The organism is Klebsiella sp. 28, assembly GCF_018223905.1.
Taxonomy (GTDB): Bacteria; Pseudomonadota; Gammaproteobacteria; order Enterobacterales; family Enterobacteriaceae; genus Klebsiella; species Klebsiella pneumoniae.
This window is the reverse complement of the sequence record NZ_JAGRQY010000068.1, coordinates 1-26,075: the sequence shown is the minus strand read 5'-3', so window position 1 is coordinate 26,075 and position 26,075 is coordinate 1. Positions and strand designations below refer to the sequence as shown.

Annotated in this window: 29 protein-coding genes and 2 pseudogenes; 19 read left to right on the top strand and 12 right to left on the bottom strand. The window is 53.0% G+C overall.

The annotated features are described in order from the left end of the window. Nucleotides 1–141 precede the first annotated feature (141 nt). Complete coding sequence (locus KHQ28_RS12460; RefSeq protein WP_225624925.1) at nucleotides 142–1,245, top strand: thymidylate synthase; 1,104 nt, start codon at nucleotides 142–144, stop codon at nucleotides 1,243–1,245. Further along, the gene (locus KHQ28_RS12455; RefSeq protein ID WP_040240580.1) at nucleotides 1,245–2,189 is read left to right on the top strand and encodes a hypothetical protein; all 945 of its coding nucleotides are present in this window, start codon (nucleotides 1,245–1,247) and stop codon (nucleotides 2,187–2,189) included. The genes KHQ28_RS12460 and KHQ28_RS12455 overlap by 1 nt, the downstream gene beginning before the upstream one ends. A gap of 2 nt (nucleotides 2,190–2,191) precedes the next feature. Here KHQ28_RS12455 and KHQ28_RS12450 read toward each other — a convergent pair whose 3' ends face one another. After that, a complete protein-coding gene (locus tag KHQ28_RS12450) occupies nucleotides 2,192–3,274 on the bottom strand; it encodes an ImmA/IrrE family metallo-endopeptidase (RefSeq protein ID WP_048276840.1) in 1,083 nt (360 codons plus the stop codon). Next, nucleotides 3,271–3,597, bottom strand: a complete 327-nt coding sequence (locus KHQ28_RS12445; RefSeq protein ID WP_040240584.1) for a hypothetical protein — start codon at nucleotides 3,595–3,597, stop codon at nucleotides 3,271–3,273. Before KHQ28_RS12445 ends, KHQ28_RS12450 begins: the two co-directional genes overlap by 4 nt. Before the next feature lie 145 nt (nucleotides 3,598–3,742). Between KHQ28_RS12445 and KHQ28_RS12440 the strand changes: the two genes are divergently transcribed. Continuing rightward, nucleotides 3,743–4,009: a MazG-like family protein gene (locus tag KHQ28_RS12440; protein WP_040240587.1), complete on the top strand. Its 267-nt coding sequence runs from the start codon at nucleotides 3,743–3,745 to the stop codon at nucleotides 4,007–4,009. A 533-nt stretch (nucleotides 4,010–4,542) separates the two neighbouring features. Next, nucleotides 4,543–4,743: pseudogene (locus KHQ28_RS12435) on the top strand (helix-turn-helix domain-containing protein); the annotation flags it as partial. A 213-nt stretch (nucleotides 4,744–4,956) separates the two neighbouring features. Here KHQ28_RS12435 and KHQ28_RS12430 read toward each other — a convergent pair. The 5 genes from KHQ28_RS12430 to KHQ28_RS12410 are packed head-to-tail and all read right to left on the bottom strand — an operon-like array spanning nucleotide 4,957 to nucleotide 7,675. Further along, nucleotides 4,957–5,397: a PerC family transcriptional regulator gene (locus tag KHQ28_RS12430; RefSeq protein WP_048276838.1), complete on the bottom strand. Its 441-nt coding sequence runs from the start codon at nucleotides 5,395–5,397 to the stop codon at nucleotides 4,957–4,959. A gap of 13 nt (nucleotides 5,398–5,410) precedes the next feature. Beyond that, nucleotides 5,411–5,956 (bottom strand): replication protein P, encoded by a 546-nt coding sequence (locus tag KHQ28_RS12425; protein ID WP_223178526.1) that lies wholly within the window; start codon nucleotides 5,954–5,956, stop codon nucleotides 5,411–5,413. Next, complete coding sequence (locus KHQ28_RS12420; RefSeq protein WP_040240595.1) at nucleotides 5,868–6,851, bottom strand: DnaT-like ssDNA-binding domain-containing protein; 984 nt, start codon at nucleotides 6,849–6,851, stop codon at nucleotides 5,868–5,870. The genes KHQ28_RS12425 and KHQ28_RS12420 overlap by 89 nt, the downstream gene beginning before the upstream one ends. 51 nt (nucleotides 6,852–6,902) lie before the next feature. Beyond that, nucleotides 6,903–7,457, bottom strand: coding sequence for a toxin YdaT family protein (locus KHQ28_RS12415; protein ID WP_014907826.1), 555 nt, complete (start codon nucleotides 7,455–7,457; stop codon nucleotides 6,903–6,905). A gap of 2 nt (nucleotides 7,458–7,459) precedes the next feature. Next, nucleotides 7,460–7,675, bottom strand: a complete 216-nt coding sequence (locus KHQ28_RS12410) for a Cro/CI family transcriptional regulator (protein WP_012542199.1) — start codon at nucleotides 7,673–7,675, stop codon at nucleotides 7,460–7,462. A 101-nt stretch (nucleotides 7,676–7,776) separates the two neighbouring features. Between KHQ28_RS12410 and KHQ28_RS12405 the strand changes: the two genes are divergently transcribed. The 7 genes from KHQ28_RS12405 to KHQ28_RS12380 all read left to right on the top strand — a co-directional run bounded on the left by KHQ28_RS12405 (nucleotide 7,777) and on the right by KHQ28_RS12380 (nucleotide 13,276). Continuing rightward, the gene (locus tag KHQ28_RS12405) at nucleotides 7,777–8,166 is read left to right on the top strand and encodes a helix-turn-helix domain-containing protein (protein WP_012542200.1); all 390 of its coding nucleotides are present in this window, start codon (nucleotides 7,777–7,779) and stop codon (nucleotides 8,164–8,166) included. A 299-nt stretch (nucleotides 8,167–8,465) separates the two neighbouring features. Continuing rightward, nucleotides 8,466–8,588, top strand: coding sequence for a hypothetical protein (locus KHQ28_RS29490; RefSeq protein WP_255071544.1), 123 nt, complete (start codon nucleotides 8,466–8,468; stop codon nucleotides 8,586–8,588). A 420-nt stretch (nucleotides 8,589–9,008) separates the two neighbouring features. Then, nucleotides 9,009–9,203 carry a DUF1482 family protein gene (locus KHQ28_RS12400; protein ID WP_021462581.1) on the top strand — a complete coding sequence of 65 codons (195 nt, stop codon included), beginning with the start codon at nucleotides 9,009–9,011 and terminating at the stop codon, nucleotides 9,201–9,203. A 42-nt stretch (nucleotides 9,204–9,245) separates the two neighbouring features. Further along, the gene (locus KHQ28_RS12395; RefSeq protein WP_021462580.1) at nucleotides 9,246–9,590 is read left to right on the top strand and encodes an Rrf2 family transcriptional regulator; all 345 of its coding nucleotides are present in this window, start codon (nucleotides 9,246–9,248) and stop codon (nucleotides 9,588–9,590) included. A gap of 141 nt (nucleotides 9,591–9,731) precedes the next feature. Further along, nucleotides 9,732–11,870: an exonuclease gene (locus tag KHQ28_RS12390; RefSeq protein WP_055314469.1), complete on the top strand. Its 2,139-nt coding sequence runs from the start codon at nucleotides 9,732–9,734 to the stop codon at nucleotides 11,868–11,870. 52 nt (nucleotides 11,871–11,922) lie between these two features. After that, a complete protein-coding gene (locus KHQ28_RS12385; protein WP_012542206.1) occupies nucleotides 11,923–12,168 on the top strand; it encodes an excisionase in 246 nt (81 codons plus the stop codon). Further along, on the top strand, nucleotides 12,149–13,276 hold the full coding sequence (locus KHQ28_RS12380) for a site-specific integrase (RefSeq protein ID WP_014228877.1): 1,128 nt from the start codon (nucleotides 12,149–12,151) through the stop codon (nucleotides 13,274–13,276). Before KHQ28_RS12385 ends, KHQ28_RS12380 begins: the two co-directional genes overlap by 20 nt. A gap of 117 nt (nucleotides 13,277–13,393) precedes the next feature. On the opposite strand, the gene icd is transcribed toward KHQ28_RS12380, so the two are convergent. Then, nucleotides 13,394–14,644 carry an NADP-dependent isocitrate dehydrogenase gene (gene icd, locus KHQ28_RS12375; protein WP_004150800.1) on the bottom strand — a complete coding sequence of 417 codons (1,251 nt, stop codon included), beginning with the start codon at nucleotides 14,642–14,644 and terminating at the stop codon, nucleotides 13,394–13,396. A gap of 240 nt (nucleotides 14,645–14,884) precedes the next feature. Here icd and rluE point away from each other — a divergent pair. The 5 genes and pseudogenes from rluE to purB all read left to right on the top strand — a co-directional run bounded on the left by rluE (nucleotide 14,885) and on the right by purB (nucleotide 19,253). Continuing rightward, nucleotides 14,885–15,545, top strand: a pseudogene (rluE, locus tag KHQ28_RS12370) (23S rRNA pseudouridine(2457) synthase RluE). Nucleotides 15,546–15,561: 16 nt separating this feature from the next. Next, a complete protein-coding gene (locus tag KHQ28_RS12365; protein ID WP_004150802.1) occupies nucleotides 15,562–16,020 on the top strand; it encodes an NUDIX hydrolase in 459 nt (152 codons plus the stop codon). A gap of 56 nt (nucleotides 16,021–16,076) precedes the next feature. Further along, a complete protein-coding gene (gene mnmA / locus KHQ28_RS12360; RefSeq protein ID WP_004150803.1) occupies nucleotides 16,077–17,183 on the top strand; it encodes a tRNA 2-thiouridine(34) synthase MnmA in 1,107 nt (368 codons plus the stop codon). Nucleotides 17,184–17,237: 54 nt separating this feature from the next. After that, on the top strand, nucleotides 17,238–17,879 hold the full coding sequence (gene hflD, locus KHQ28_RS12355; RefSeq protein ID WP_004140557.1) for a high frequency lysogenization protein HflD: 642 nt from the start codon (nucleotides 17,238–17,240) through the stop codon (nucleotides 17,877–17,879). Nucleotides 17,880–17,882: 3 nt separating this feature from the next. Then, nucleotides 17,883–19,253 (top strand): adenylosuccinate lyase, encoded by a 1,371-nt coding sequence (purB, locus tag KHQ28_RS12350; protein WP_004176557.1) that lies wholly within the window; start codon nucleotides 17,883–17,885, stop codon nucleotides 19,251–19,253. A gap of 54 nt (nucleotides 19,254–19,307) precedes the next feature. Here purB and KHQ28_RS12345 read toward each other — a convergent pair whose 3' ends face one another. Continuing rightward, a complete protein-coding gene (locus KHQ28_RS12345) occupies nucleotides 19,308–19,670 on the bottom strand; it encodes a cupin domain-containing protein (RefSeq protein ID WP_015958193.1) in 363 nt (120 codons plus the stop codon). 82 nt (nucleotides 19,671–19,752) lie between these two features. After that, nucleotides 19,753–20,559 carry an AraC family transcriptional regulator gene (locus KHQ28_RS12340; protein ID WP_032419089.1) on the bottom strand — a complete coding sequence of 269 codons (807 nt, stop codon included), beginning with the start codon at nucleotides 20,557–20,559 and terminating at the stop codon, nucleotides 19,753–19,755. Nucleotides 20,560–20,841: 282 nt separating this feature from the next. Between KHQ28_RS12340 and phoP the strand changes: the two genes are divergently transcribed. The 3 genes from phoP to KHQ28_RS12325 all read left to right on the top strand — a co-directional run bounded on the left by phoP (nucleotide 20,842) and on the right by KHQ28_RS12325 (nucleotide 24,186). Continuing rightward, the gene (phoP, locus tag KHQ28_RS12335; protein ID WP_004150807.1) at nucleotides 20,842–21,513 is read left to right on the top strand and encodes a two-component system response regulator PhoP; all 672 of its coding nucleotides are present in this window, start codon (nucleotides 20,842–20,844) and stop codon (nucleotides 21,511–21,513) included. Beyond that, on the top strand, nucleotides 21,513–22,979 hold the full coding sequence (phoQ, locus tag KHQ28_RS12330) for a two-component system sensor histidine kinase PhoQ (protein WP_004147969.1): 1,467 nt from the start codon (nucleotides 21,513–21,515) through the stop codon (nucleotides 22,977–22,979). The genes phoP and phoQ overlap by 1 nt, the downstream gene beginning before the upstream one ends. Before the next feature lie 85 nt (nucleotides 22,980–23,064). Continuing rightward, nucleotides 23,065–24,186 (top strand): cupin domain-containing protein, encoded by a 1,122-nt coding sequence (locus KHQ28_RS12325; RefSeq protein ID WP_004176560.1) that lies wholly within the window; start codon nucleotides 23,065–23,067, stop codon nucleotides 24,184–24,186. Nucleotides 24,187–24,559: 373 nt separating this feature from the next. Here KHQ28_RS12325 and KHQ28_RS12320 read toward each other — a convergent pair whose 3' ends face one another. Both KHQ28_RS12320 and pepT read right to left on the bottom strand, forming a co-directional pair. After that, on the bottom strand, nucleotides 24,560–25,051 hold the full coding sequence (locus KHQ28_RS12320; protein ID WP_016529718.1) for a transposase: 492 nt from the start codon (nucleotides 25,049–25,051) through the stop codon (nucleotides 24,560–24,562). A gap of 230 nt (nucleotides 25,052–25,281) precedes the next feature. Next, nucleotides 25,282–26,075: peptidase T (gene pepT / locus KHQ28_RS12315; RefSeq protein ID WP_211777611.1), on the bottom strand; the 794-nt coding region annotated here is incomplete at its 5' end.

The following is a 26,075-nucleotide window of genomic DNA, read 5'->3' as shown; positions in this document are numbered from 1 at the left end:
GCTATTTTAATGGCTGATATTAGGAAACCGGCCAGTTCATTTGGAGGAATACCCTGGCGAGTGGCCTGCATGCGTCTGCGTCCCTCAGTTCTTATTCTACGTGAACATTTTTTGCTTCCAGAGGGAATGGAGGAAACATGGGTGTCAAACCTCGCACCTGATGATATGTGTCATAGCGGTTATAGCCCTGTTTTTACTAATGGCATGTTGACTATTTATCGCACTAGTGGTAATGATTTGTTACATTCATTATATAACAGGCAGTTTATGACTCTTCTGGTGACGGCTGAATGTGTTGACGATCTGTTAAACGATGTCCATCAGGCGATCCTTACTGGCGGACTCTGGAATACTCCCACTAAAGGAGCAAATATTGAAATTCTGGGAGCCTACCTGATTCTCACCGATCCTCGCCGCAGAATAAGTAGGACAGAATCCCGCGGTAAAATTGTCAGCTGTCTGGGGGAATTGCTATGGTACCTCTCAGCCCAGAACGATCTCGATTTCATCCGGCACTTCATACCTCGCTACGTAAAATACGCTGAATCCGACGGCAGAATACACGGGGGATACGGTCCGAGATTATTTAGTATGCACGGGCTGTATAATCAGTTGGAAAATGTCATCAGTCTGCTGCAGGAGAAAAGAACTACTCGACGCGCGCTGATACAACTGTTTGATGCCTCAGATCTGGTGACGGGTAATCCAGAGCAGACAGAATATGCCGATATTCCGTGCACTATATCGTTGCAATTTATTGTCAGACAAGATGCATTGCATCTTTTTGTCTGTATGCGCTCTAACGATGCCTTTATGGGCTTACCCCATGATGTGTTCTCCTTCACGATGTTGCAGGAACTGGTCGCCCGCCTCACCGGATGCAAACTGGGGTATTATCATCACTTCGTCTCAAGCCTCCATATCTATGAAGAACATTTTGAACAAGTAAAAGCGCTACAACAAGAAGGCTTTATGAGTACCTTGCCGGTGATGGGTGATATGCCCGAAATTCAATCCTTAAAGGACATTACAGTCATCCTTGAAGCAGAAAAGGCTCTGCGGGAAAACAAGGAATTTAATATCGATACTACGCCCTTGAGTGACTACTGGAAGGATCTTCTGCGCGTGATAAAAGTCCATTTTTTGTTACGTTCACATACGTCGGCACACAACGAGCTGGCCCGTCAGGAGCTGACTGCGTTGAATAATCAGGAATACCGATTTATTTTTGACGGGAAAATATAATGAACAGACACAGTCAGGCAAGCCAGTTGGTCGCCGCTCTTCAAAACTTCAGTCGCGATAAACATATCCTAAACGGACTGAGTTCTGCGGCTCACTATAATGTATTAGCCTTTCAGATTATTGACAGTATTCGCCGCATTCGCTATATGTCAACGCTGACATCACGAACCGATTATATGAATCCGCTAAGAAAAGAGCCAAACTCAGATTTATTTGATCCTCTTCGTGCTGCGTGTCTGCATCTGCGTGAAAACAACTATGACGAAGCCTGCTGGCTGGTTTTTCTGGCCACGCATTTTGGCCGGAGTAGTAAAACAGGCTGGGTTTTGTGCCGCGATATTTACAGTGGACTAGGTACCCAGACGTGGACATGGGATGCCATAACTGATGACTTTGATGCATTTGAACAGTGGTTTGCCAGCGTTTCTGATGAGCTGACCCTACATAGCAGTCTAAGACAGTATGGTAACCACCGCAAATATGAAACGAAAAAATATCATTCACGTCGTTCTATACCTGTCGTTTTTCGTTCATATCTCGGATTTATTGGTGCAACATACAGCCACGAGGCCCGGTTTGCAGAAGCAAGGAGCCTCGCGGCAACACCTGCTACTCTTTTCGAATTGCTGTATTCAGGCCTGAATGCGGTGGTTTCATTCGGACGAACCGCCCGATTTGATTACCTGACTATGCTAAGAAAAACCGGACTCATCGAGGCAGAACCGGGGCATGCTTTTTTGAAGGGAGCTACTGGCCCTCTTCAGGGGAGTCGGCTGCTGTTTAGTAACAGCCGGAGCGCAGGTGATAGGCTAGAGACTCTGAATGATAAACTGGCTGAACTTGCCGAAATTATCCCTGCACCATATCTCAGGATGCAGGTCATTGAAGACGCGCTGTGTAACTGGCAGAAGTCACCTGATCGCTACGTCTATTTTGGCGGCTGAACTTATACAATGTCTTCTTTACTGTATCTCACCTTAAGCCGGTTAAGGTGAGAAAAAGGAATGTTGCCCTCATGTTGTAAGTACCCGAGAACAATCCCTTTTGATACGCCTATTTTACGGGCCGTGCGGACGATGTCCCTCCAGTGCCGAACACCATAGCGCCTGAGTTGCTGCCTGTATTCCTCAGGAATGAGGACGTCTACAGCAAATGTATCGGCTTCTTTTTCCTCTTCTGTCGACAGGCCTTCTTTACCTTCCGCACGAACCTGCACTGCCTCGTGCAGAATGAGATGCCCAATCTCATGAAACAGCGTAAACCAGAAATGGTCATCGGTAAGATAGCGGAAACTCATGACCAGCGTGGCGCGGTCTGGAGTGAAAAAGCAGGTGGCACCACTGGCCCGGCATCCCTTGGGCGTTGGCAACACGATCAGCGAAACCCCGGCAGTCGCGAGAAGCCGCCGAATGTGAGGGATAAAAATTCCCATATCAGGTTCGTTTGTTGCTCTACGAAGCTCCGGCAAAAGCGCCTGCAGCGCCTTTTTATTCCATTCTGCGCAGACCTGTTTTGCACTCAACTGTTCTGCACGGGTCAGCCATACCAGATCAGCGACAGGCTCAGTCGTCAGATTCAATGATTTACGAAAGGCGACCAGTGGAGCATCAGAATGTATTTTGTGATAAAACTCACTCACGGAGTGTATACCGAAGAACGACAGACAGTGTCGGAATTTACTTTCCCGCGTTGTGGTTTTCGGGATCCAGCCAAACTCCATCATATCGCGTACGGGCAATGATTCCAGCCAGTCGCTGTTAACTTTCTGGATATGTTCTATTTGCCTGCGATAAGCATCTTCGCGCCTGATCCAGAAGTCCGTCGACACACTGAACAGCTCTTCAAGCTTGTCGGCCAGGGACGGATTCAGTCGGAGTTTCCCTTCAAGAAGTTGCTGACCCCGATCAAGGGACAAGCCTATTTTTTTACTCAACTCCTCATCAGAAATTCCGTGTTCATCCATCAGATCTATAATCGTATCACCGGGTGGAGATACCCAGTCAGGCTGGAAGTCCTGCGTTACCATCATTTCACATCACCTATGAACACTAACCGTATCCGGCTGACCTGGGACCAGTCAATCGTATTGTCTTGATTTTTTGGCTGAATCGTATTCCCACAAACAAATCCCATTTTTTTATCGCCCAAAAGGGTAATTGTAATACACTCTTCCCCTTCCTCAAAGCATACCTCCGGCGAACCGACGGGCAATGCTAAAATATTGTCCGCCACGGTGATATCGGAAAGGCGTGCGCGTAGCTTGGATGCTAGTTTCTCACCAAGGTTCTCATTCGCATTGTGCATACTCTCACAAAGAGCTCTTAACTTTTTGCTTTGAAAGGTAATGTACAAGATTATCCACTTTAAATTTTTGTCATTGCTACGTTTATAGCAAACTTACCGTTCAATCACAAAATGCGATGCGTCATCGCAATGGACTCAGCATAGATTTAATGTTTAAGATAGCGCATAAAATGACGGGTACGTAACGGGAATCATGAAATATAAACATCAAGAAACCGAAGCACTGAAAGATGTGTTAGCTGAAATGCAACGGCAGGATGCAAAATGGGGAGCAGACCGCAATCTGGATCCTTTCATCTGGGGGGCTATCCTTGGGGAGGAAGTGGGAGAGTTTCATCAGGCCGTTCTCCATGACCGTTTCGGGGGAAAAGCAGCCGGTACCAGCAGAGAAGAAGCTGTGCAAATTGCTGCAGTTGCGCTGCAAATCATCGAATATTATGATCGCATACAAACCAGCTGACTACTGGATCATCACTGACCATTGTCCTCCTGGCATCGCTTCGTCTTTTTTCCGCGCTTCTTGACCTCGAGGAATGAGTGCCATCTTCTTAAGACGAGTCTGGACGTAATGCTTAGTACACAGTACGCTGCCTAGTGACAGAAGAGTCGCGCCACAAGCCAGTATGCCATCATATGGACCGCAAGCTTTACAGAAGATGGCGCTCCCGCCCCCAAAAAGACTTTCTGATTTTTGGTCATTCGGCCTAAGCATTCTCAATTTTCTGCAAACACCCATTGCACAAATCACTCCGGGCTTCACCGAAGCCCAACCTATTGATCAGGGCGTAGCTATCAATCAAAACTAGGCCATTGATTTTTTTTCGAAGAAGACCTCCTCTTTCAAGGCTGTGAGCAATACCCATTGAGATCTCATCACGTCTATATAGTTTTCCAAGCCACTTGTCATCGCAACAAATGACTTCTTCTTGGGGTCAGTGCCGCGACTGAGGTGGCAATGGCCGTCACAACCATTACTCCGTTCAGCAGCGTGTCCAACGCTATGCAAGAGAAGTACGAATGCGTCTCGCTGGCCACTTAATTATTCACGATAAGAACTTAATTTACACAGTCGCTCTCCGCCTCGGCTATGCCTCACAGGCAGTGTTTAGCAGAGCTTTGAAACGCATCAATGCCTATCCACCGAGCGTTATGCGGCAACGCTCAGCGAGAAGCATTAATAAAGTAAATGTGTGAACATTATATCTATCATTTTCTGGAGTTGCAGCAGTGGGCGTGTTGAGAATTAAAAATTGAGTGGAAACGGCTTGTCATCACTCAAAATATCACAATTTCCTTAATGTCTGCTCCTGGCACTCAGCGGACATCTCAGCTTTGCCTCATCCCGGAATATTTGAACTTAGCTTTGACATCCCGTACCAGATGCTGTTGATTCCATTTTAGGCATAATCAGCACCTCGTCGCATTGCGCAGGCAGCGGTTGCGCATTTTGGCAAGCAACCAGAGTTCGTTTGCTGTTGTAGTCATCCCAAGCATCGATGTGTAAACAGTCGCAGCCCGGCGCCACAGCTTTTTGTCTTCCAGCGTCTTCGCCAGGGCCAGTGCGTCCTGGATTTTTTTCACATCCTCTTCAGATAATTGTGTTACAGCCTGCGGCAGGGCAACATCGGGAACCTCAACGCCTGCAACAACTCGGTAGACATACTGGCAACCGTTATGGGTACGATGGAGTTTTCCCGCGGCATGGAGCTGCCGCAGCAAGTTACCTGCCGTACTGGCTTGCAAGTCCAGCGCATCGCAGACATCCTGCAGGACGCATTCTGGCGTCCGGCTAACGATGGCAAGCACCATCTGCGCTTTGGTTACTTTGGTTTTTGATTGTTTGGTCATGGTCAAAACTCGTTTACTTGGTTAAACCTGCCGCCTTGCGGCGTTTGTACTCTTCCATCAGAATCTGCGCTGGCGTCGGTCCTGCTGGATGTCTCGGTGCTGCCAACTGCTGACGAATTGGCGGAATCGAAAACCCGTTAGCCAGGTGTTTGGTCCATTTCGTGAGTAAGTTTTCTGCCAGTTTTTTCAGCTCTCCCTCCGTCAGGTTCCTCTCAACTCCGGTTCTGCGCATCTCAATGCAAATGTGATAGAGAACATCCTGTTTCCATGGGTATTTGTCGCTGCCCGAGTATCGGTAAGACTCATTCCTCCAGCGCTTGTATTCCGCCATTATAGATTCGGATGTCAGATTGAACGGGTTAGCACCGCTGGCAGATACCAGAGCAACGAATTCAGCCAGATCCGGTGGCCATGTGTTACCCGCGGCGCAGCGCTCCATGCACTGACTGCAGACCAGGGTAATCTGGGCTTCACTCATCGATCCGATCTGGGCAATCCACATATCCGAGGGCGCCGCCCCGTTCTTCTGGGTCCACCGGTTCGAAAATATTTCCCCCATGACTGTCCATAGCCGCCATGCCGTATCCGCCGCCAGCAAGTCCGTTTTGCTTTTCCCAGCGTTCTCTGGCTGCCTGAATTTCCTGAACTGCCCGGGATGCGGTGTTAACTGGTTGAATTCCTGCATGGTCTTTACCTCCGGTTGCTGGTTGCGGTTTAGATTTGGCTCTGGCACTTATCACGCTGCGGGCAAATTTCTGCTCCCACTGAATCTGAGTGAACACTTTCCCCTCGGATTTCCAGTACGCGGTGAACTCTGCCAGCTCTGTCGGCAGGTATGCCGGTTCGGGAAGCGCTATACCCCAGGTAGCAGCCAGTCGCGGCCAGTCCTGTGACGGCAGCCAAAGGTCGTGCATGGCGAATTTCCCGATCGGAATATCCACTCCAGGCAGATACTGAGGTTGCTGGGGAAAATTTCTCTCCTGCGCATAGAGAGTGGGGTTTGATCCTTTTCCCTTCCCTTCCCTTCCTTTTCCGTCAGTGAGTCCTCCATGAGGATTCACTGAGTCCTCACTGAGCCCTCCTTGATTAGGAGCTCTCTTTTCTTCCTTTCCTGCCTTAGACTCAGTGAATTCTGGCGGAAGAGGTATTTTTGAGGCCGAAGGCCTGTTTATTTTTTGATGCTTAAGGAAACCTTTAATCTGCAAATAGCAGACATCATTCACTGAATACTCAGTGAGTAATCCATGAGTAATCAGTTCCTGTATTAGTGGTTCGCAATCGAGCGCGTCCGCAGGGAAGATTTGCATCTTCAACCGTTTTGGCGAACGCTCAAGGCATCCCATATCGTTGGCGAAGTTGAACAACCCGATAAACAGGAGACGCGCTGGAATTGAACATTCCACCACCTTCTCATCTGTCCAGAATTCAGGTTTAACTGTTCTGATGCGGGCCATCTGAAACCTCTTATTAACCAGCTGGTGCTGGTGGTCATTGTCAAAACTCGATTAAAAAAATTGCGGCGCTACGGCGCTGATGCTCGCCAGTAGTGGTCCCGCCGCATCTGCAGGGAGCATGTTAAAAAGTGCAATTGCAGCTTCCCGTATTTCACGCTCTAGTTTCTGCAGAGGTGCGCCAAGTAACTTGGCCTGGTGCGCTTCGCTGCATTCTTTGATTGCATTGGCCACCAGCTCAGTTTCAGTTAAGCCATGTTTTAGGCCATGTTTGCGCGCGATCTCTATCGGCATTGCATCAGCGATCGCCGCCGAAAGCTGGATGACATAACTGGTGTACTTCTCTGAACCGCCCTCGTTTTTCAGGTAGCGATACAGATTTTGTTTATTGACGCTGATACCGCGCCCGTTTTGTTTCTCCCACTGTTCGGCCACCAGCTGCGCGACGTGGTCTTGCGCACGCCCAGGTAATGAGGACTCCCATTCCTGAACGGCGGCCAAAATGGCTCGGCATTTCTTGCCGTCACGCCGACGGGGCAAATACTGATTTTCCGTTTTCAGTTGCATACTCATCACCGGAGTATGATTTTCAAAAGAGGTGGTTTGCATGGTCACTCCTTAGGTATTCCATCCGTCGGATTCGGATATAGATCAGGACGTAATTCATGAGGCGTAACGCCCGTTGCATTAAAAACCTGTAAAACTCGCGATGAAGGCACAATACCTTTTGTTTTCCACTGACTTACTGCCATGCCGCTTACTCCAAGCGTTGATGCTAATTTATTGGCTGAGCCAGCTACTCGAATTGCGTTATCAAGGGCTGTCATATCTATCTCCTCGTTAAGTTAGGCATAATAAAGCATAGGTTTATATTCAATGCAAATTTTTAATTTATTGTGACTATAAACTAAACCTTTACAATGGGCTTATGAAAAACACTGAAGAACTCAACAACCAACTGATTGCTCGTTTGGAAGAAATTACTCAAAGAGGGATCAGCAAGGCGGATATGGCTCGCATTGCTGGAGTTACACCTCAAGCGGTGAATGGGTGGTTTAAGAAAGGAGTAATCAGTAAAAAGTCCGCAATTGCCCTCGCGGAAGCTGCCAATGTGTCTGTAACTTGGTTGCTTGGAGAGAAAGTATCTGAAGATTCAGGCCTCAAGCCAAATGAGAGCAAAATGTTACGTCTGTTTAGGCAGTTACCTGAGGCTGAACAAGAGAGAATGATTGATACGTTTGAAGTCCGCCTAAAAGAAATCGATGATTATGTTGAGAAATATCTCCGTGGTCGATTTAAGGCTAGCGACACTAACTAACATCTCTGATCTCACCCCATGAAACCGGCAAATGCCGGTTTTTTTTTGCCTGCCGCGCAGCCTCAATCACTCCAACAGCTCCCCTGTCTCGATTAAAGCAAAAGTTTGCATCTGTATAAATCCAATGTTGACATCAAACATAAACCAATGCTTTAATCATTCCATCGCAGCAAGTCATCGAGGCAGGAAGCCCACGAAGTAGCTGCCGGCGGCATACGAAACACCGGATGAGATGACAGCAATATCAATCGCAGCAGGTTCAACGTTCGGCTGCCCGGCCTTAAGGGAAAGAAATGAGTATGGATAAAGCATATGAAGACTATTTTGAAAGCCTCTCTGAAGGTGAGGAGGCGCTGAGTTTCAGCGAGTTTACCGCGGCGCTTTCAGGTAAGCCGGCAGACTGCGCCTCTTTTGAAATGTAATGGAAATCCTGCGCGCTTCGTGGTGGTGAATTGCAGGGTGAAAAAGCTCAATCGTGAAGATCAGCGTCACGACACCACCGACGAAGCGCGTCGAAGTAGTGAAAATAAAAAATCAGGGTTTGCAATGCGGTGAATGCGGCTATGCGCACGCGACACAGTTAAAAAAGTAAACATGGCGGTTATTCACACGTTGTGGGGAAAAAGTTGTCGGCGGTAGTTGTTAACTGGCTGCCGTCACCGGGAGGCACCCGGCGCCGCATTGCAAAACCACATCCTAATACTGAGTTAACTGGAGATAACTATGAAGGATTTTGCCCGAGTACCTACCGGGAACCAGGCGACCCGCCTGAACTGGTTCGAGGTGAGACTACGCCAGCTGTGTTACTTGCTGGCGCAGAAAGGAAACCCTGAGGCTGAGGCATGAATACCCTGTTTGCCCTTGTCATCAGCGTTTGTGCTCTCACTGGTGAATGCTCTGATGTTCTGATCGGTGTTTATCCATCAGAGGCCAGTTGCAACAGCAACGCCGATGAACAAAAAGTACAGGGCCAGTGCCTCCCCTACCGAAATGCACAAAACATGGCTGACGACCAACAGCCTGCAGCGAGTTTTTGAATCGAGTTTTGACCAATGGCCGTTACGGCCGGAGAAGTGATTATGGAATTTGGAATGAAACGCGTTCTGGCATCTGTCCAGGCCGCCGCCACTTTGAATAAGCTCTATGACGGCTCGCCCGTTTCACTGACGGCCATCAGTAAAGAGTCAAAGCTGTCTACTTCATACCTTGAGCAGATCTTCAAAAAGCTGCGGGCGGGTAACCTGGTAATTTCACAGCGTGGCCCAGGTGGTGGTTATAGCCCCCGCGGCGATGACATCACCGTTACAGAAGTGATCACTGCGGTATCTAAACTGCCAGCCCATAAAACTTTTGAGCCTATCCTGCGAGCGCTTGACGACGTTCGCGTATCACAGCTGCTGCGGGCCGATTCGCCAGCCCCATAAAGCACAAAACCCGCGCAAGGCGGGTTAAGTACCCGGTCAGCCGACCAAAGCTTTCCGGAATCGAGTTTTGACCAATGACCACCACCAGGGCGGCTGCCATCAGCTGCCGGGTATCTTACAATCCAAAGGAGCCCAAACGCAATGAACAACTACCCGTATCTGATTAAAGCGAAGGCAAAAGCAAACGAAGCGAAAAGTCTCTTCTGCTGGTTCTCTGCTAAATCCGATTCTCGCGCCGAGCGCAAAATCCTGGACATCCTGGAAGACGCTGAAATTAACGTTGGCCGCGGCGCCAGCCATCAGCTGCCGATCCGCACCAACTGGCTCATCGTTGATGACTTACCGGAAGAAGGTGTACTGGATGACACCTGGTGCGATCGCTACGAGCTTGGTGGTGAAGACGGGCTGACATGGCAAAAAATCGTTGCGCCAGCGGCTGCTGAACCACAGCCCTCCAGTAAACCAGAAAACGATGTCTCTCCTGCAAATAGCGATGAAGAGGACTATTCGAACAATGAAGAAGCACTCTTCAACCTGGCGGAAATGTCATTCCGCACGCAGCTGCTTGCCCAGTATATGGCCGACGAGCGTCACGTGTATCACATTAGCATTCCTCATCGTAACCGCCTTTCAGCGATGGAAATGGATACGGATAATCACGGTGTGCAGAATCTGCTGCTGACGGCAGAAAATATTCCGGAGCTTAAAAAATATGATATGCCTGGCCTGTGGAAATTTACCAGTGCATTTAAGAGCGTATTTCCTGTGGGGAAACGCCATGAGCTCGGCAAGCAAATTCAGTTCGCCAAATTGTGGCTTGAAACGTCGCACATTGACCGCGGGATCCTTACAAAGGAATGGGCTGCTGGAAACTATATCACCTCAATAAACAAAACCGATGCCGGCGCCAATGCTGGCGGCGGTAACAAAACTGACCGCAATCCGGATTATCAGCATTCGCTGGATACTCTGGATATAGAGATCGCTCTTGCAACGATGCCTATGGATTTTGACATCTATAATTTTCCGGCATCAGTCCACCGCCGCGCGAAGGAAATAGTACAGAAGAAAGAAAGTCCATTTAAAGAATGGTCTGCAGCATTACGGAGCACACCAGGCATCCTTGATTATTCCCGTGCAGCGATTTTTGCACTGATCAGGGAAGCATCCAGTGGAATAACTCCTTTTCCAGATCGGTTGCGTGGCTACATCAACGCGAATCTGACTGAACATAAGCATGATACCCCGAGCGCTGAGACGCTTACCAAGGCGGGACATATTCCATCTGCTGCAGTCACACTGGATGCAACAAACCAAGTAATCGCCGGAGAGGATAGCAGCGCAAAACTGGAAACACTCTCCTCCGACATTAAAGCAGTTGGTGCCGAACTGGTAAAAGAGGCTCAAAAGCAACGTCCGGACGCTAATCAGGTTCTGGCCGCCGAGCGCGGCGAATATGTTGAAGGGGTTAGCGACCCTACGGATCCGATGTGGGTAACCGAAGACCTTACCAAGACCAGGCAGCCTGAAGTTTCAAAAATTGGGGACGGAGTATTTTCCATTGAAGGTCTTGTTGACGTTACGGGCAAGGTTAACCAAAAAGAAAAAACAGATGAAGTTGTTCATCAAACGGATTCTGTAGATATTGAATCCGGTCATCATAATAAGGAGGAAGATCAGCCAATTGATTATGTTCACGTTATGGTTGATCTGGAAACCATGGGTAAAAAACATAACGCCCCTATCGTCGCTATTGGTGCGGTTGTTTTTGACCCGGCAACCGGCTCTATTGGAGAAAGTTTCTATAAAGTCGTATGCCTTGAATCCTCCGTGAACTGGGGCGCCGTAATCGATCCATCTACTGTTATCTGGTGGCTTAAGCAGTCCTCCGAAGCACGCTCTGCGATCGTAAATGATGATGCTATCCCGTTGCAGGATGCATTACTCCAGTTCAGAGAATTTGTTTCTGATAATGTCGCTGGTGGGAGCAAAAAGGCGCAGGTATGGGGTAACGGTGCGTCATTCGACAACTCTATTCTGCGTTCTTCTTACGATTGCATTGCTGAAGATTATCCGTGGGAATACTGGAACGATCGGGACGTACGAACAATGGTAGAGCTCGGCCAAGCCATTAGCTTCGACCCCAAAACAACGATCCCGTTTGAAGGGTCTCGTCACAATGCCCTCGCTGATGCTATTCATCAGGCCCGCTATGTATCAGCGATCTGGCAGCGAATAATTGCCGGCAATCAGGTGCTGCAAAAATTGATGCAAAACTGATTTTGTATTTTCAGATACTGGCCCAGCAATGGGCCATGATGAGGTAAAACATATGCTCCAGATGTTAACCCTTGAAGAGTGGGCAAACGAGAAATACAGAAGCAATCCTCCAAGTGTTTCCACTCTCAGGAATTATGCTAAACAGAATATGTTTTCTCCCCCAGCCAAAAAAGAAGGTCGATTCTGGCGCGTCAGGGAGGATGCTGAGTTGGTCGGTACATTGACCACTCCTGTAGTAAAGAAAAGCGACCCTGTTCTTTTGCAGAGGATTTTGAACGATGGCTGCCAGACCACGTAAAAATAATATATCTATTCCAAATTTATACCCGCTCTTCAGCAGAAAGGTTAATAAAGTATATTGGCGTTATAAGCACCCGATAACTGGTAAGTTTCATAGTCTAGGAACAGACGAAGCAGAGGCCACGGCAATAGCTATTGAAGCAAATAAAAGACTGGCGGAACAACAAACCCGCCAGATAATGGCAATCACTGACAGAATTTCCACCAGCTCAGGAAAATCAATATCAACTAACACCTGGCTTGAACGTTACTGGAAGATTCAGCAGGAAAGATTGAAGTCCGGAGATATTAAAGAAAACACTATCAAACAAAAAGCAAAACCAGTATCTCTGCTTAAGGAACGGGTAGGAATGAAATTAATATCCGCTGTCAATGTTCGAGATGTTGCGCAAATTCTTGATGAATATTTAGCGGAGGGACAACCCAGAATGGCTCAGGTCATTCGCTCTGTCCTAATAGATGTTTTTAAAGAAGCTCAGCATGCGGGAGAAGTACCTCCTGGTTATAACCCTGCACTAGCAACTAAACAACCTCGTAGAAAGATCACTCGCCAGCGCCTCACTCTTGAGGAATGGCAAAAGATTTTTGATATAGCCGATGAAAATCACAAATACATGGGGAACGCCATGCTTTTAGCCATAGTAACAGGACAGCGACTAGGTGATATATCCCGTATGAAATTCTCGGACATCTGGGACGATCATCTACACGTTGAGCAAGAGAAAACCGGAAGCAAAATCGCTATACCATTAGCTCTGCGTTGCAACGCAATCAACTGGAGCCTCCGAGATGTAATCAGTCGTTGCCGGGATTATGCAGTAAGCCCTTATTTGGTTCATTTCTTTAGAACCACCTCACAGGCTGAGCGAGGAGCACAGGTGAAACCCAGAACACTGACCATGAATTTCAGCAAGGCAAGAGACAGTGCAGATATTGACTGGGGACAAGGTACACCGGCAACTTTCCATGAACAAAGATCGCTTTCCGAGCGGTTATATAAAGCCCAAGGTATAAACACGAAAGATTTACTTGGACATAAAACTCAACAACAAACGGATAGGTACCATGATGATCGTGGGAAGGGGTGGACAACGGTGGCCTTATGAGGTTTTTCGGGAGGGGTTTTGATAACTTGTTTTGATAAAATTTTGATAACCGTTCGAAAACTAATAATAAAAACGGGAACCACCAGGTTCCCGTTCTGACATAATCTGGGGGCCAGATTACATGTTCGCGATAATCGCGTCGCCAAACTCTGAACATTTCAGCAGTTTAGCGCCTTCCATCAGACGTTCAAAGTCATAGGTCACGGTCTTGGCGGCGATAGCACCTTCCATGCCTTTGACGATCAGGTCTGCGGCTTCGAACCACTGCATGTGGCGCAGCATCATCTCTGCGGACAGGATGATGGAGCCCGGGTTCACTTTGTCCTGGCCGGCATACTTCGGCGCAGTACCGTGAGTCGCTTCGAACAGCGCGCACTCGTCACCGATGTTGGCGCCCGGGGCGATACCGATACCGCCAACCTGCGCCGCCAGGGCGTCAGAGATATAGTCGCCGTTCAGGTTCATACAGGCGATAACGTCGTATTCCGCCGGACGCAGCAGGATCTGCTGCAGGAACGCATCGGCGATCACGTCTTTCACCACGATCTCTTTGCCGGTGTTCGGGTTCTTGATTTTCACCCACGGACCGCCGTCGATCAGCTCGCCGCCGAACTCTTCGCGAGCCAGCTGGTAGCCCCAGTCTTTGAACGCGCCTTCGGTGAACTTCATGATGTTGCCTTTGTGCACCAGAGTGACGGAATCACGATCGTTGGTGATCGCGTATTCAATCGCGGCGCGCACCAGGCGTTTGGTGCCTTCTTCAGAGCACGGCTTGATGCCGATGCCGCAATGTTCCGGGAAGCGAATTTTCTTCACACCCATCTCATCGCGCAGGAATTTGATCACTTTGTCTGCTTCCGCAGAGTCGGCTTTCCACTCGATACCCGCATAGATATCTTCTGAGTTTTCACGGAAGATAACCATGTCGGTCAGTTCCGGGTGTTTAACCGGGCTCGGGGTGCCCTGGTAGTAACGTACCGGACGCAGGCAGACGTAGAGGTCCAGCTCCTGGCGCAGCGCCACGTTCAGAGAACGAATGCCGCCGCCGACTGGGGTGGTCAGAGGACCTTTGATAGCAACGCGGTAGTCACGAATCAGATCGAGGGTTTCAGCTGGCAGCCAGACGTCCTGGCCATAGACGTGGGTTGATTTCTCACCGGTGTAAACTTCCATCCAGGAAATTTTACGCTCGCCCTTATAGGCTTTCTCAACGGCGGCATCAACCACTTTCAGCATCGCTGGGGTAACGTCAACGCCGATACCGTCACCTTCAATAAACGGGATAATCGGATTGTGAGGGACGTTCAGTTTGCCGTTTTGCAGGGTGATTTTTTGACCTTCCGCCGGAACTACTACTTTGCTTTCCATTAACCTCTCCTTCGAGCGCTTCTGGTTCTGCTCTTCCCTCTTCACGCGAGCCTGGTGTTGGCTGAGTCGGCCAGCTTCGGCGTACCGGGTCTTCCCGCTAACCGGAGCTATCGCGTCCGTGTCGCCTTCCTGCCTGTAGTGCGAATCGGTTTGAGCAATTTTTTGTTAATAATTTGTAATGAGCATGTCAATACTACCTGAATGTTTGCGTCCATGAAAGGCATTCGTAATTAGGCTATAATGCGGCAATTGATAAAGCCTGAAAATACCATGCAGAAAACTTCATTTAGAAAACATCGCGTTGAGCGATTCAGCACACAACAAGTCACCAGACAACGTAAAGAACGCCAGCCAAAAACTGTGATCTTGTTCAATAAACCCTATGATGTGTTGCCGCAATTTACCGATGAAGCCGGGCGCAGCACGCTGAAAGATTTTATTCCGGTGGCGGGCGTTTACGCCGCAGGTCGGCTCGATCGCGACAGCGAAGGCCTGCTGGTGCTGACCAACGACGGCGCGCTGCAGGCGAAGCTGACCCAGCCGGGTAAGCGCACCGGCAAGATCTACTATGTTCAGGTGGAAGGCGAACCCACGCCCGAGGCGCTGACCGCCTTGCGCGACGGCGTCACCCTTAACGACGGCCCCACCCTGCCTGCCGGCGTAGAACTTGTCGAGGAGCCCGTCTGGCTGTGGCCGCGCAACCCGCCGATTCGTGAGCGCAAATCGATTCCCACCCGCTGGTTGAAAATCACGCTCTACGAGGGNNTACGAGGGACGCAACCGCCAGGTGCGCCGGATGACCGCCCACGTCGGCTTCCCCACCCTGCGGCTGATCCGCTACGCCATGGGCGGCTATACCCTCGACGGACTGGCCAACGGCGACTGGCGCAAAGCCGAATAACTGAAAAGGAAAAGCGATGTTTAAACCTCATGTCACCGTTGCCTGCGTGGTTCACGCCCAGGATAAATTTCTCATCGTCGAAGAAACCATTAACGGCAAAGCGCTGTGGAACCAGCCGGCGGGCCATCTCGAGGCCAATGAAACGCTGCTGCAGGCCGCCGAACGTGAACTGTGGGAAGAGACCGGCATTCGCGCCACGCCGCAGCACTTCATCCGCATGCATCAGTGGCTGGCTCCCGATAACACCCCGTTTCTGCGCTTCCTGTTCGCCATCGAACTTAGCGATCTGTGCGCCACTGAACCGCACGACAGCGATATCGATCGCTGCCTGTGGCTCAGTGCTGAGGAAATTCTTAACGCGCCGAACCTGCGCTCGCCGCTGGTTGCCGAAAGCATTCGCTGCTACCTGCAGGACCCGCGGCAGCCGCTGTCGCTGATTGGCGCATTTAACTGGCCGTTCACAGGGGGTGAATGAACGGTGAGCGCGTGCTAGAATACGCCGCCTCGAAGTTCAATGTAGCGAGTATTTCCATGTCAGAAAGCCAGAAAAAAGTGATCGTCGGCATGTCCGGCGGCGTCGACTCCTCGGTCTCCGCGTACCTGCTGCTGCAGCAAGGGTATAAGGTGGAAGGCCTGTTCATGAAGAACTGGGAGGAAGACGACGGCGAGGAATACTGCACCGCCGCCGCCGACCTTGCCGATGCGCAAGCGGTCTGCGATAAGCTGGGCATTGAACTGCACACCGTTAACTTTGCCGCCGAATATTGGGATAACGTCTTTGAGCTCTTCCTGGAAGAGTACAAAGCCGGCCGCACGCCGAACCCGGATATTCTGTGCAATAAAGAGATCAAATTTAAAGCCTTCCTCGAGTTTGCTGCCGAAGACCTCGGCGCCGACTACATCGCCACCGGGCACTATGTGCGCCGCGCCGATGTCGACGGTAAAAGCCAGCTGCTGCGCGGCCTCGACGGCAACAAAGATCAGAGCTACTTCCTCTACACCCTTAGCCACGAGCAGATTGCCCAGAGCCTGTTCCCGGTGGGTGAGCTGGAAAAACCGCAGGTGCGTAAGATCGCCGAAGAGCTGGATCTGATCACCGCGAAGAAAAAAGATTCCACCGGCATCTGCTTTATCGGCGAGCGTAAATTCCGCGATTTCCTTGGCCGCTATCTGCCGGCGCAGCCGGGCAAAATCCTCACCGTCGACGGCGAGGAGATCGGTACCCATCAAGGGCTGATGTACCACACCCTGGGCCAGCGTAAAGGGCTGGGTATCGGCGGCACCAAAGAGGGTAGCGAAGATCCATGGTACGTGGTCGATAAAGACGTTGAGAATAATATTCTTATCGTCGCCCAGGGCCATGACCACCCGCGCCTGATGTCCGTCGGTCTGATTGCCCAACAGCTGCACTGGGTAAACCGTGAACCGCTGCAGGGCACCCTGCGCTGCACGGTGAAAACCCGCTATCGCCAGACCGATATCCCCTGCACCGTTACCGCGCTGGATGAAGACCGTATCGAAGTCCGCTTCGATGAGCCGGTCGCGGCGGTGACCCCGGGCCAGTCCGCAGTGTTCTATTTAGGGGAAGTGTGCCTCGGCGGCGGAATTATTGAACAACGACTGCCTCTGCAGTCCTGAACGCGCGTTATTTCCGCCGGGACGAACCGCCCTGGCGGCTGACAAGGAGTATGTGTGGCGAAGAATTACTATGACATCACCCTGGCGCTGGCTGGCGTTTGCCAGGCGGCGCGACTGGTTCAGCAACTGGCGCATCAGGGACATTGCGACAGCGATGCCCTGCATGTGTCGCTGAACAGCATCATCGACCTCGATCCTGAGTCGACGCTGGCGGTGTTCGGTGGCAGTGAAGCCAATCTTCGCCTCGGCCTTGAAACGCTGCTCGGGGTGCTCAATACCAGCAGCCGTCAGGGCCTCAATGCGGAACTCACCCGCTATACCCTGAGCCTGATGGTGCTGGAGCGCAAGCTCGCCGCCAGTAAAGGGGCGATGGACACGCTCGGCAACCGCATCGCCGGCCTGCACCGTCAGCTGGAACACTTTGACCTGCAGTCCGAAACGCTGCTCAGCGCCATGGCGGGCATCTATGTCGATGTGATAAGCCCGCTGGGGCCGCGTATTCAGGTGACCGGCTCCCCTGCCGTGCTGCAAAGCCCGCAGGTGCAGGCGAAAGTTCGCTCAGCGCTGCTGGCGGGTATTCGCGCCGCGGTGCTCTGGCATCAGGTGGGCGGCGGACGTCTGCAGCTTATGTTTTCCCGTAATCGTCTGGTTAACCAGGCAAAGCAAATTCTTGCTCATTTAACCCCGGAGTTGTGATCTATGGAATTATCCTCACTGACCGCCGTTTCCCCTGTAGACGGCCGCTACGGCGATAAAGTCAGCGCGCTGCGCGGTATCTTCAGCGAATTCGGTTTGCTGAAATTCCGCGTTCAGGTGGAAGTACGTTGGCTGCAAAAACTGGCCGCCCACGCAGCGATCAAGGAAGTTCCTGCTTTTGCTGCCGACGCAAACGGTTTCCTTGATAAAATCGTCGCCGATTTCAGCGTTGAAGACGCGGAGCGCATCAAAACCATCGAGCGCACCACTAACCACGACGTGAAAGCGGTAGAGTATTTCCTGAAAGAGAAAGTCGCTGACGTCGCCGAGCTGCACGCGGTATCAGAGTTTATTCACTTCGCCTGTACGTCTGAAGACATCAATAACCTCTCCCACGCGCTGATGCTGAAAACCGCCCGCGACGAAGTGGTTCTGCCTTACTGGCGCAAACTGATTGACGCGGTAAAAGATCTGGCGACCCAGTACCGCGATGTGCCGCTGCTCTCCCGTACCCACGGCCAGCCGGCAACGCCGTCCACCATGGGTAAAGAGATGGCGAACGTCGCCTACCGTATGGAGCGGCAGTATCGTCAGCTGAACCAGGTGGAAATCCTCGGTAAAATCAACGGCGCGGTGGGTAACTACAACGCCCACATCGCCGCCTACCCGGAAGTCGACTGGCATCAGTTCAGCGAAGAGTTCGTTACCTCGCTGGGTATTCAGTGGAACCCGTACACCACGCAGATCGAGCCGCATGACTATATCGCTGAGCTGTTTGACTGCATCGCGCGCTTCAACACCATTCTGATCGACTTCGATCGCGACGTGTGGGGCTATATCGCGCTCAACCACTTCAAACAGAAGACCATCGCCGGGGAAATCGGCTCCTCCACCATGCCGCACAAGGTGAACCCAATTGACTTCGAAAACTCCGAAGGCAATCTCGGCCTGGCCAATGCGGTCATGCAGCACCTGGCCAGCAAACTGCCGGTTTCCCGCTGGCAGCGCGACCTGACCGACTCCACCGTTCTGCGTAACCTCGGCGTGGGCATCGGCTATGCGCTGATCGCCTATCAGTCCACCCTCAAAGGGATCAGCAAGCTGGAGCTGAACCAGGATCGCCTGCTGGACGAACTGGATCACAACTGGGAAGTACTGGCTGAGCCGATCCAGACCGTGATGCGTCGTTACGGTATCGAAAAACCGTACGAGAAGCTGAAAGAGCTGACCCGCGGCAAACGCGTGGACGCGGAAGGGATGAAGCAGTTTATTGACAGCCTCGCCCTGCCGGAAGAGGAAAAAGTGCGTCTCAAAGCGATGACCCCGGCCAACTATATCGGTCGGGCAACCACCATGGTTGACGAGCTGAAGTAATCGCCCTGCCCCTCTTTCCGCCGGAAAGAGGGGCGTTTTATCGCCGGAAAGCGATCAGATCCAAACGTCGTTCACCGCCGTCCGCTCGCCGCCTTCGTGGCCGGTATTCAACACCCCGCGCGGCTCAATCAGCATCAGCTTCGCTTCCGTCTCCGCCGAGGTCTTATGTTCCACCCCGCGCGGCACGACGATCATCTCCCCGGCCTTCACCAGCACATGCCCGTCGCGGAAGTCCACGCGCAATACCCCCTCCACCACCATCAATGTCTCATCGGTTTCCGGGTGGCTGTGCCAGATAAAGTCGCCGGCGATGCGCACGACCTTGAACTGATAGTCGTTCATTTCAGCCACCACTTTGGGCTGCCATTGTTCGCTGAACAGGGAAAATTTATGAGCAAGATTAACGAGTTGATACATGGGCTGTCTCCTTGTGGTAAGGCAGTCAGCATAGTTCGCCTCGCCGCGGTCACGCTTGAACGATTGTGCAACCTGAACCGCGCTAGCCGCGGATCGCCCGCAGCCAGCGGCCCGGAGAGAGACCAAAGCGGCTGATAAACTGGCGCGTCATGTGGCTCTGGTCGGCAAAGCCCGCGTCGGCGGCAATATCCACCAGACGTTCCCCGGCGCGCATCCGCTGGCGGCAAAAATCGAGCCGACGCATCATGACGTAACGCCACGGGCTGGTGCCGTACAGCGTTCTGAAATCCCGGCTCAGGCTCCAGCGGTCCCGGCCGCTGACCTGCGACAGGGTGTCGAGGGTCATATCCTGCATAAAACAGGCATGAATATACTCCCGGGCCCTCTCCGCCGCCTGATAATCAAACGCCTGGCGACGGGAACGTTGGCCGCCGACAACGGCCAGGGTCTGCGCCAGGTCGTACAGAGCATCCTCTTCCTCCAGCGGCTCGAAGGTATCCGTGACCGCTTTCAACAGCGGCTGCGCGGCGCGACGTAGCCGTGGATCCGCCGACAAGCCGTCGGGGATAAACGGTAGTGGCCTGCCGCCGAGTATCTTCTGGAACAGCGCCGGTTCGATATAAACCATGCGGTAGTGAAACCCCGCCTCGGTGCCCGCCTCGCCATCGTGTATTTCGTCCGGATGAAGCACCATCGTTCCGCCGGGCAGGCTGTGCTGGAGTCCGCCGCGATAGTGAAAGCTCTGCACGCCGGCGATCGTCTGGCCGATGGCGTAGGTATCATGCCGGTGCGGCTCATAGCCGTGGCCGCCGAAGAAGGCTTCGATGCGTTCCGTCCGGCTGGGCGATTGCGCCAGCCTGACCCAGTCCGCGCTCTGCTGCTGAGACATAATGGATAACCTGCGACGTTCTTGAGGGGTGATTCCAGCACTATTACACAAAAAATTAACATCACCAACCCGCTCGCCGTTCGCATCCTGCCGCTGGGCGTTTACTGAAATTACGCATAGAATGAAGGAGTTCCATGCAGTATGCGCAAAGGGCGCCGCCGAATGCTGGCCAGCCCGGGGCACCAGGGGCCCTTTTTATAAAAAGCTTTATTTAACAGCCGTTTATATTTTGCGTATATAATGAGCGTCAGACTACTATCGAAAATGCTAGGGAGAACAGCCATGCGCGTACTCGTGGTTGAGGATAATGCCCTGCTGCGTCACCACCTCAAAGTTCAGCTGCAGGAGCTGGGCCATCAGGTCGATGCGGCGGAAGATGCCAGGGAAGCGGACTACTATCTGGGCGAACATCTCCCGGATATCGCCATCGTCGATCTCGGCCTGCCGGATGAAGACGGTTTATCACTGATCCGCCGCTGGCGCAGCCACGACGTGTCGCTGCCGGTGCTGGTGCTGACCGCCCGCGAAGGATGGCAGGATAAAGTGGAAGTGCTGAGCGCCGGGGCGGATGATTACGTCACCAAGCCTTTCCATATTGAAGAGGTTGCCGCCCGCATGCAGGCGCTGCTGCGCCGTAACAGCGGCCTGGCCTCGCAGGTGATCTCCCTGCCGCCGTTCCAGGTCGACCTCTCCCGGCGCGAGCTGTCGGTGAATGACCAGCCGATCAAGCTGACCGCCTTTGAATACACCATTATGGAAACCCTGATCCGTAACCGCGGCAAAGTGGTCAGCAAAGATTCGCTGATGCTCCAGCTTTACCCGGATGCCGAACTGCGAGAAAGCCACACCATCGACGTGCTGATGGGTCGGCTGCGCAAGAAAATTCAGGCTGAATACCCACAGGACGTCATCACCACGGTGCGCGGCCAGGGCTATCTGTTCGAACTGCGCTGATGAAGGGACTGTTGCGGCATATCTTCCCGCTGTCATTACGGGTTCGCTTCCTGCTGGCGACCGCCGGGGTGGTGCTGGTGCTCTCCCTGGCCTACGGCATGGTGGCCCTGGTGGGCTATAGCGTTAGCTTCGATAAAACCACCTTTCGCCTGCTGCGCGGCGAGAGCAATCTCTTTTATATGCTGGCGAGATGGGAAAACGGCGCTATTGACGTCGACATCCCGGAAAACCTGAATATGGAAAGCCCGACGGTGACCCTTATCTACGATGAGCAGGGCAAACTGCTGTGGGCGCAGCGTGATGTTCCCTGGCTGGCGAAACGCATTCAACCGGAATGGCTGAAACGCAATGGCTTCCATGAGATTGAAGCCGATGTCGACAGCAGCAGTATGCTGTTGCGCAATAACCATGAGATTCAGGAACAGCTGGACGCTATCCGCGAACAGGGCGACGACTCTGAGATGACCCACTCGGTGGCGATCAACCTCTACCCGGCCACCAGCAAAATGCCTCAGCTCAGCATTGTGGTGGTCGACACCATTCCGGTGGAGCTCAAGCGCAGCTATATGGTGTGGAGCTGGTTTGTCTATGTGCTGGCCGCCAACCTGCTGCTGGTGATCCCCCTGCTGTGGGTCGCCGCCTGGTGGAGCCTGCGGCCCATTGAGTCGCTGGCCAAAGAGGTGCGCGAACTGGAGGAACATCACCGCGAAAAGCTCAATCCCAACACCACTCGCGAGCTGACCCGGCTGGTCAGCAACCTCAACCGCCTGGTTCGCAGTGAGCGCGAACGCTATGACAAATACCGCACTACCCTCACCGATCTCACTCACAGTCTGAAAACGCCGCTGGCGGTGATGCAGAGTACACTGCGCTCGCTGCGCGGCGAGAAGATCAGCGTCGACGAGGCGGAGCCGGTGATGCTGGAGCAGATAAGCCGCATCTCGCAGCAGATTGGTTATTACCTGCATCGCGCCAGCATGCGCAGCGGCGGCACCCTCTTGAGCCGGGAATTACACCCGATTGCCCCCCTGCTTGACAGCCTGACTTCCGCTCTCAACAAGGTCTATCAGCGCAAAGGGGTCAATATCTCGCTCGACATCTCGCCGGAGATCACTTTTGTCGGCGAGCAGAACGATTTTATGGAAGTGATGGGTAACGTTCTTGATAACGCCTGTAAGTATTGCCTGGAGTTCGTGGAAGTTTCCGTGCGCCAGACCACCGACAGCCATCTGCACATCCTGGTGGAAGACGATGGGCCGGGGATCCCGCAGAGCCAGCGCCGGGCCGTTTTCGACCGCGGCCAGCGGGCTGATACCCTGCGTCCCGGCCAGGGGGTAGGGCTCTCCGTTGCGCGTGAAATTGTCGAACAATATGATGGAGAGATCATCGCCGGGGAAAGCCTGCTCGGCGGCGCCTGCATGGAGGTGGTGTTTGGCCGCCAGCAGATGGAAGATAAACAGAGTTAATCGTTGAGATTTTTCACGGCGCCTGCATCGCCAGGGCGCCGCATCCGTTATAATCCCTGTCAGACACCTGCAGTGGAATATCAATATGGATTATCAATTAACGCTTAACTGGCCCGACTTTATCGAACGCTACTGGCAAAAACGGCCGGTGGTATTGAAGCGCGGCTTCGCCAATTTTATCGACCCCCTAAGCCCGGACGAACTGGCAGGACTGGCCATGGAGAGCGAGGTCGATAGCCGCCTTGTCAGCCATCAGGATGGAAAATGGCAGGTCAGTCACGGTCCTTTCGAAAGCTACGATCACCTGAGCGAAAACAACTGGTCCCTGCTGGTGCAGGCGGTTAACCACTGGCATGAACCGTCCGCAGCGCTGATGCATCCGTTCCGTGCTCTGCCGGACTGGCGTATCGACGACCTGATGATCTCCTTCTCGGTGCCGGGAGGCGGCGTCGGCCCGCATCTGGATCAGTATGATGTGTTTATCATTCAGGGCACCGGTCGTCGGCGCTGGCGCGTTGGGGAAAAGGTGCCGATGAAACAGCACTGCCCGCATCCGGACCTGCTGCAGGTTGACCCCTTCGAGGCGATCATCGATGAAGAGATGGAGCCTGGCGATATTCTCTATATTCCGCCGGGATTCCCGCATGAGGGTTATTCGCTGGAAAACTCGCTTAACTATTCGGTCGGCTATCGCGCGCCGAATGCCCGCGAGCTGTTTAGCGGCTTTGCCGACTATGTCCTCCAGCGCGAACTGGGCAGCCAGCGCTACGCCGATCCGGACGTGCCGTCCCGCGACCATCCGGCGGATATTTTACCGACCGAACTCGACCGCCTGCGCGAGATGATGCTGGGTCTGATTAACCAACCGGAGCACTTTAAGCAGTGGTTCGGCGAGTTTATCACCCAGTCGCGTCATGAGCTCGACGTCGCGCCGCCGGAGCCGCCGTATCAGCCAGATGAGATTTACGATGCCCTGCAGCAGGGCGATACCCTGGAACGCCTGGGCGGCCTGCGGGTGCTGCGCATTGACGGCGAGGTATTCGTTAACGGCGAGAAGATCAACTCCCCGCACCGTCCGGCGCTGGACGCCTTAGCCACCCATCTGACGCTGCGCGCCGACCATTTTGGCGATGCGCTGGAAGATCCTTCGTTCCTCGCCATGCTGGCAGCGCTGGTCAACAGCGGCTATTGGTTCTTTGGCGACTGAGCCATCATCCTGCCCGGCGGCGCTGCGCTTGCCGGGCCTACGGGTTCCGCGCTCACCGGCTGGACCGTAGGCCGGATAAGGCGAAGCCGCCATCCGGCATGAAGACAGGAGCCCGCTCTGATGTTGAACGCCCGGCGGCGCTGCGCTTGCCGGGCCTACGGGTTCCGCGCTCACCGGCTGGACCGTAGGCCGGATAAGGCGAAGCCGCCATCCGGCATAAAGACAGGCCCCCGCTCTGCTGTTCACCGCCCGGCGGCGCTGCGCTTGCCGGGCCTACGGGTCCCACGGTCACCGGCTGGACCGTAGGCCGGATAAGGCGAAGCCGCCATCCGGCACTTTGTGGTTTCGATGGCGGCAATGTCTTACCCGAGCATTATCGCCTCTCGCCTGCATCAAATTCGCTTACCTCACCTGCCCAATCCGGCGGATACCATCCCCGGCGCACATCGCGATGAAAGGTCGAATACGGCCAATCCTGCACCCGACGGACATGACCGTGCTTAACGGGATTGATATAAACGTAATCCATATGCCGTCGGTAATCTTCTTCATTACGGATGGCATGTTCCCAGAATCGCGGCTGCCAGATATGGCGCTGCGCCAGCGCTCGGGTAAACATTTTTTTAATGTCCCGCCAACGACCGGAATAATCGGTATCCCCCTCAGGCAGGGTCCAGATGCAGTGCATATGCTCTGGTAAAACCACCCAGGCGTTAATCAGAAAAGGTTTTTTGCTTTTAACAGACGCTGTAGCGGCACGCAGATGAACAATATGCCGCGTCAGGAGATCGCTGCGCCGATTTTGCAGGTTAACGGTGAAGAACCAGCAGCCGCCAGGGATATAACTGCGACGATAATCAGACATGTGAGGTTCCCTCCTCAGTATTAGCCTTATCGCTTTTGCCCGGCGGCGCTGCGCTTGCCGGGCCTACGGGTTCTGTGGTCACCGGCTGAACCGTTGGCCGGATAAGGCGAAGCCGCCATCCGGCATAAAGACAGGACCCGCTCTAATGTTGAACGCCCGGCGGCGNNTAAGGCGAAGCCGCCATCCGGCATCTTGTCCGACACACGGCCTTACCGGGCCACCTGAGAAGATTAATGCCCTTTGCGTGCCGCCGTCAGCTCGGCGATACGCACGATCACCTGCACCGCTTTCTCCATTCCTTCCAGGGTGACAAACTCATGTTTGCCGTGATAGTTGTAGCCACCGGTAAACAGGTTTGGGCACGGCAGTCCCATAAATGAGAGCTGCGCGCCGTCGGTGCCGCCGCGGATCGGCTTCATCTGCGGTTCAATATCGCAGTCCACCATCGCCTGGCGGGCAATATCGACCACGTGCGGATGGGCGATCACCTGCTCATGCATGTTGTAATAACTGTCCTCGATCACCAGCTCAATATAACAGTCCGGGTGCAGTCCCTTGCCGACCTTTTTGGCGATCTCCATCATCTTGCGCTTGCGCGCCTCGAAGTGCTTACGGTCAAAATCGCGGATGATGTAATGCATCTCGGCCCGATCGACGCTGCCTTTCATGCTGGTGAGGTGATAAAAACCTTCATAGCCTTCAGTGGTCTCCGGCGCTTCATCGGCCGGCACTTCGGCATGAATGCGCGCGGCCAGCGACAGCGCGTTGACCATCACCCCTTTCGCGGTGCCGGGGTGCACGTTATTACCGACAATTTTAATCGTCACCGAGGCGGCGTTGAAGTTTTCAAACTCCAGTTCGCCGACCCCGCCGCCGTCGACGGTATAGGCCCAGCGGGCGTCAAAGGCCTCGACGTCGAAATGCTTCGCCCCTTTACCCACCTCTTCATCAGGGGTGAAGGCCACGCGGATATCGCCATGAGGAATATTTTTCGCCTGCAGGGTCGCCAGCGCGGTCATAATTT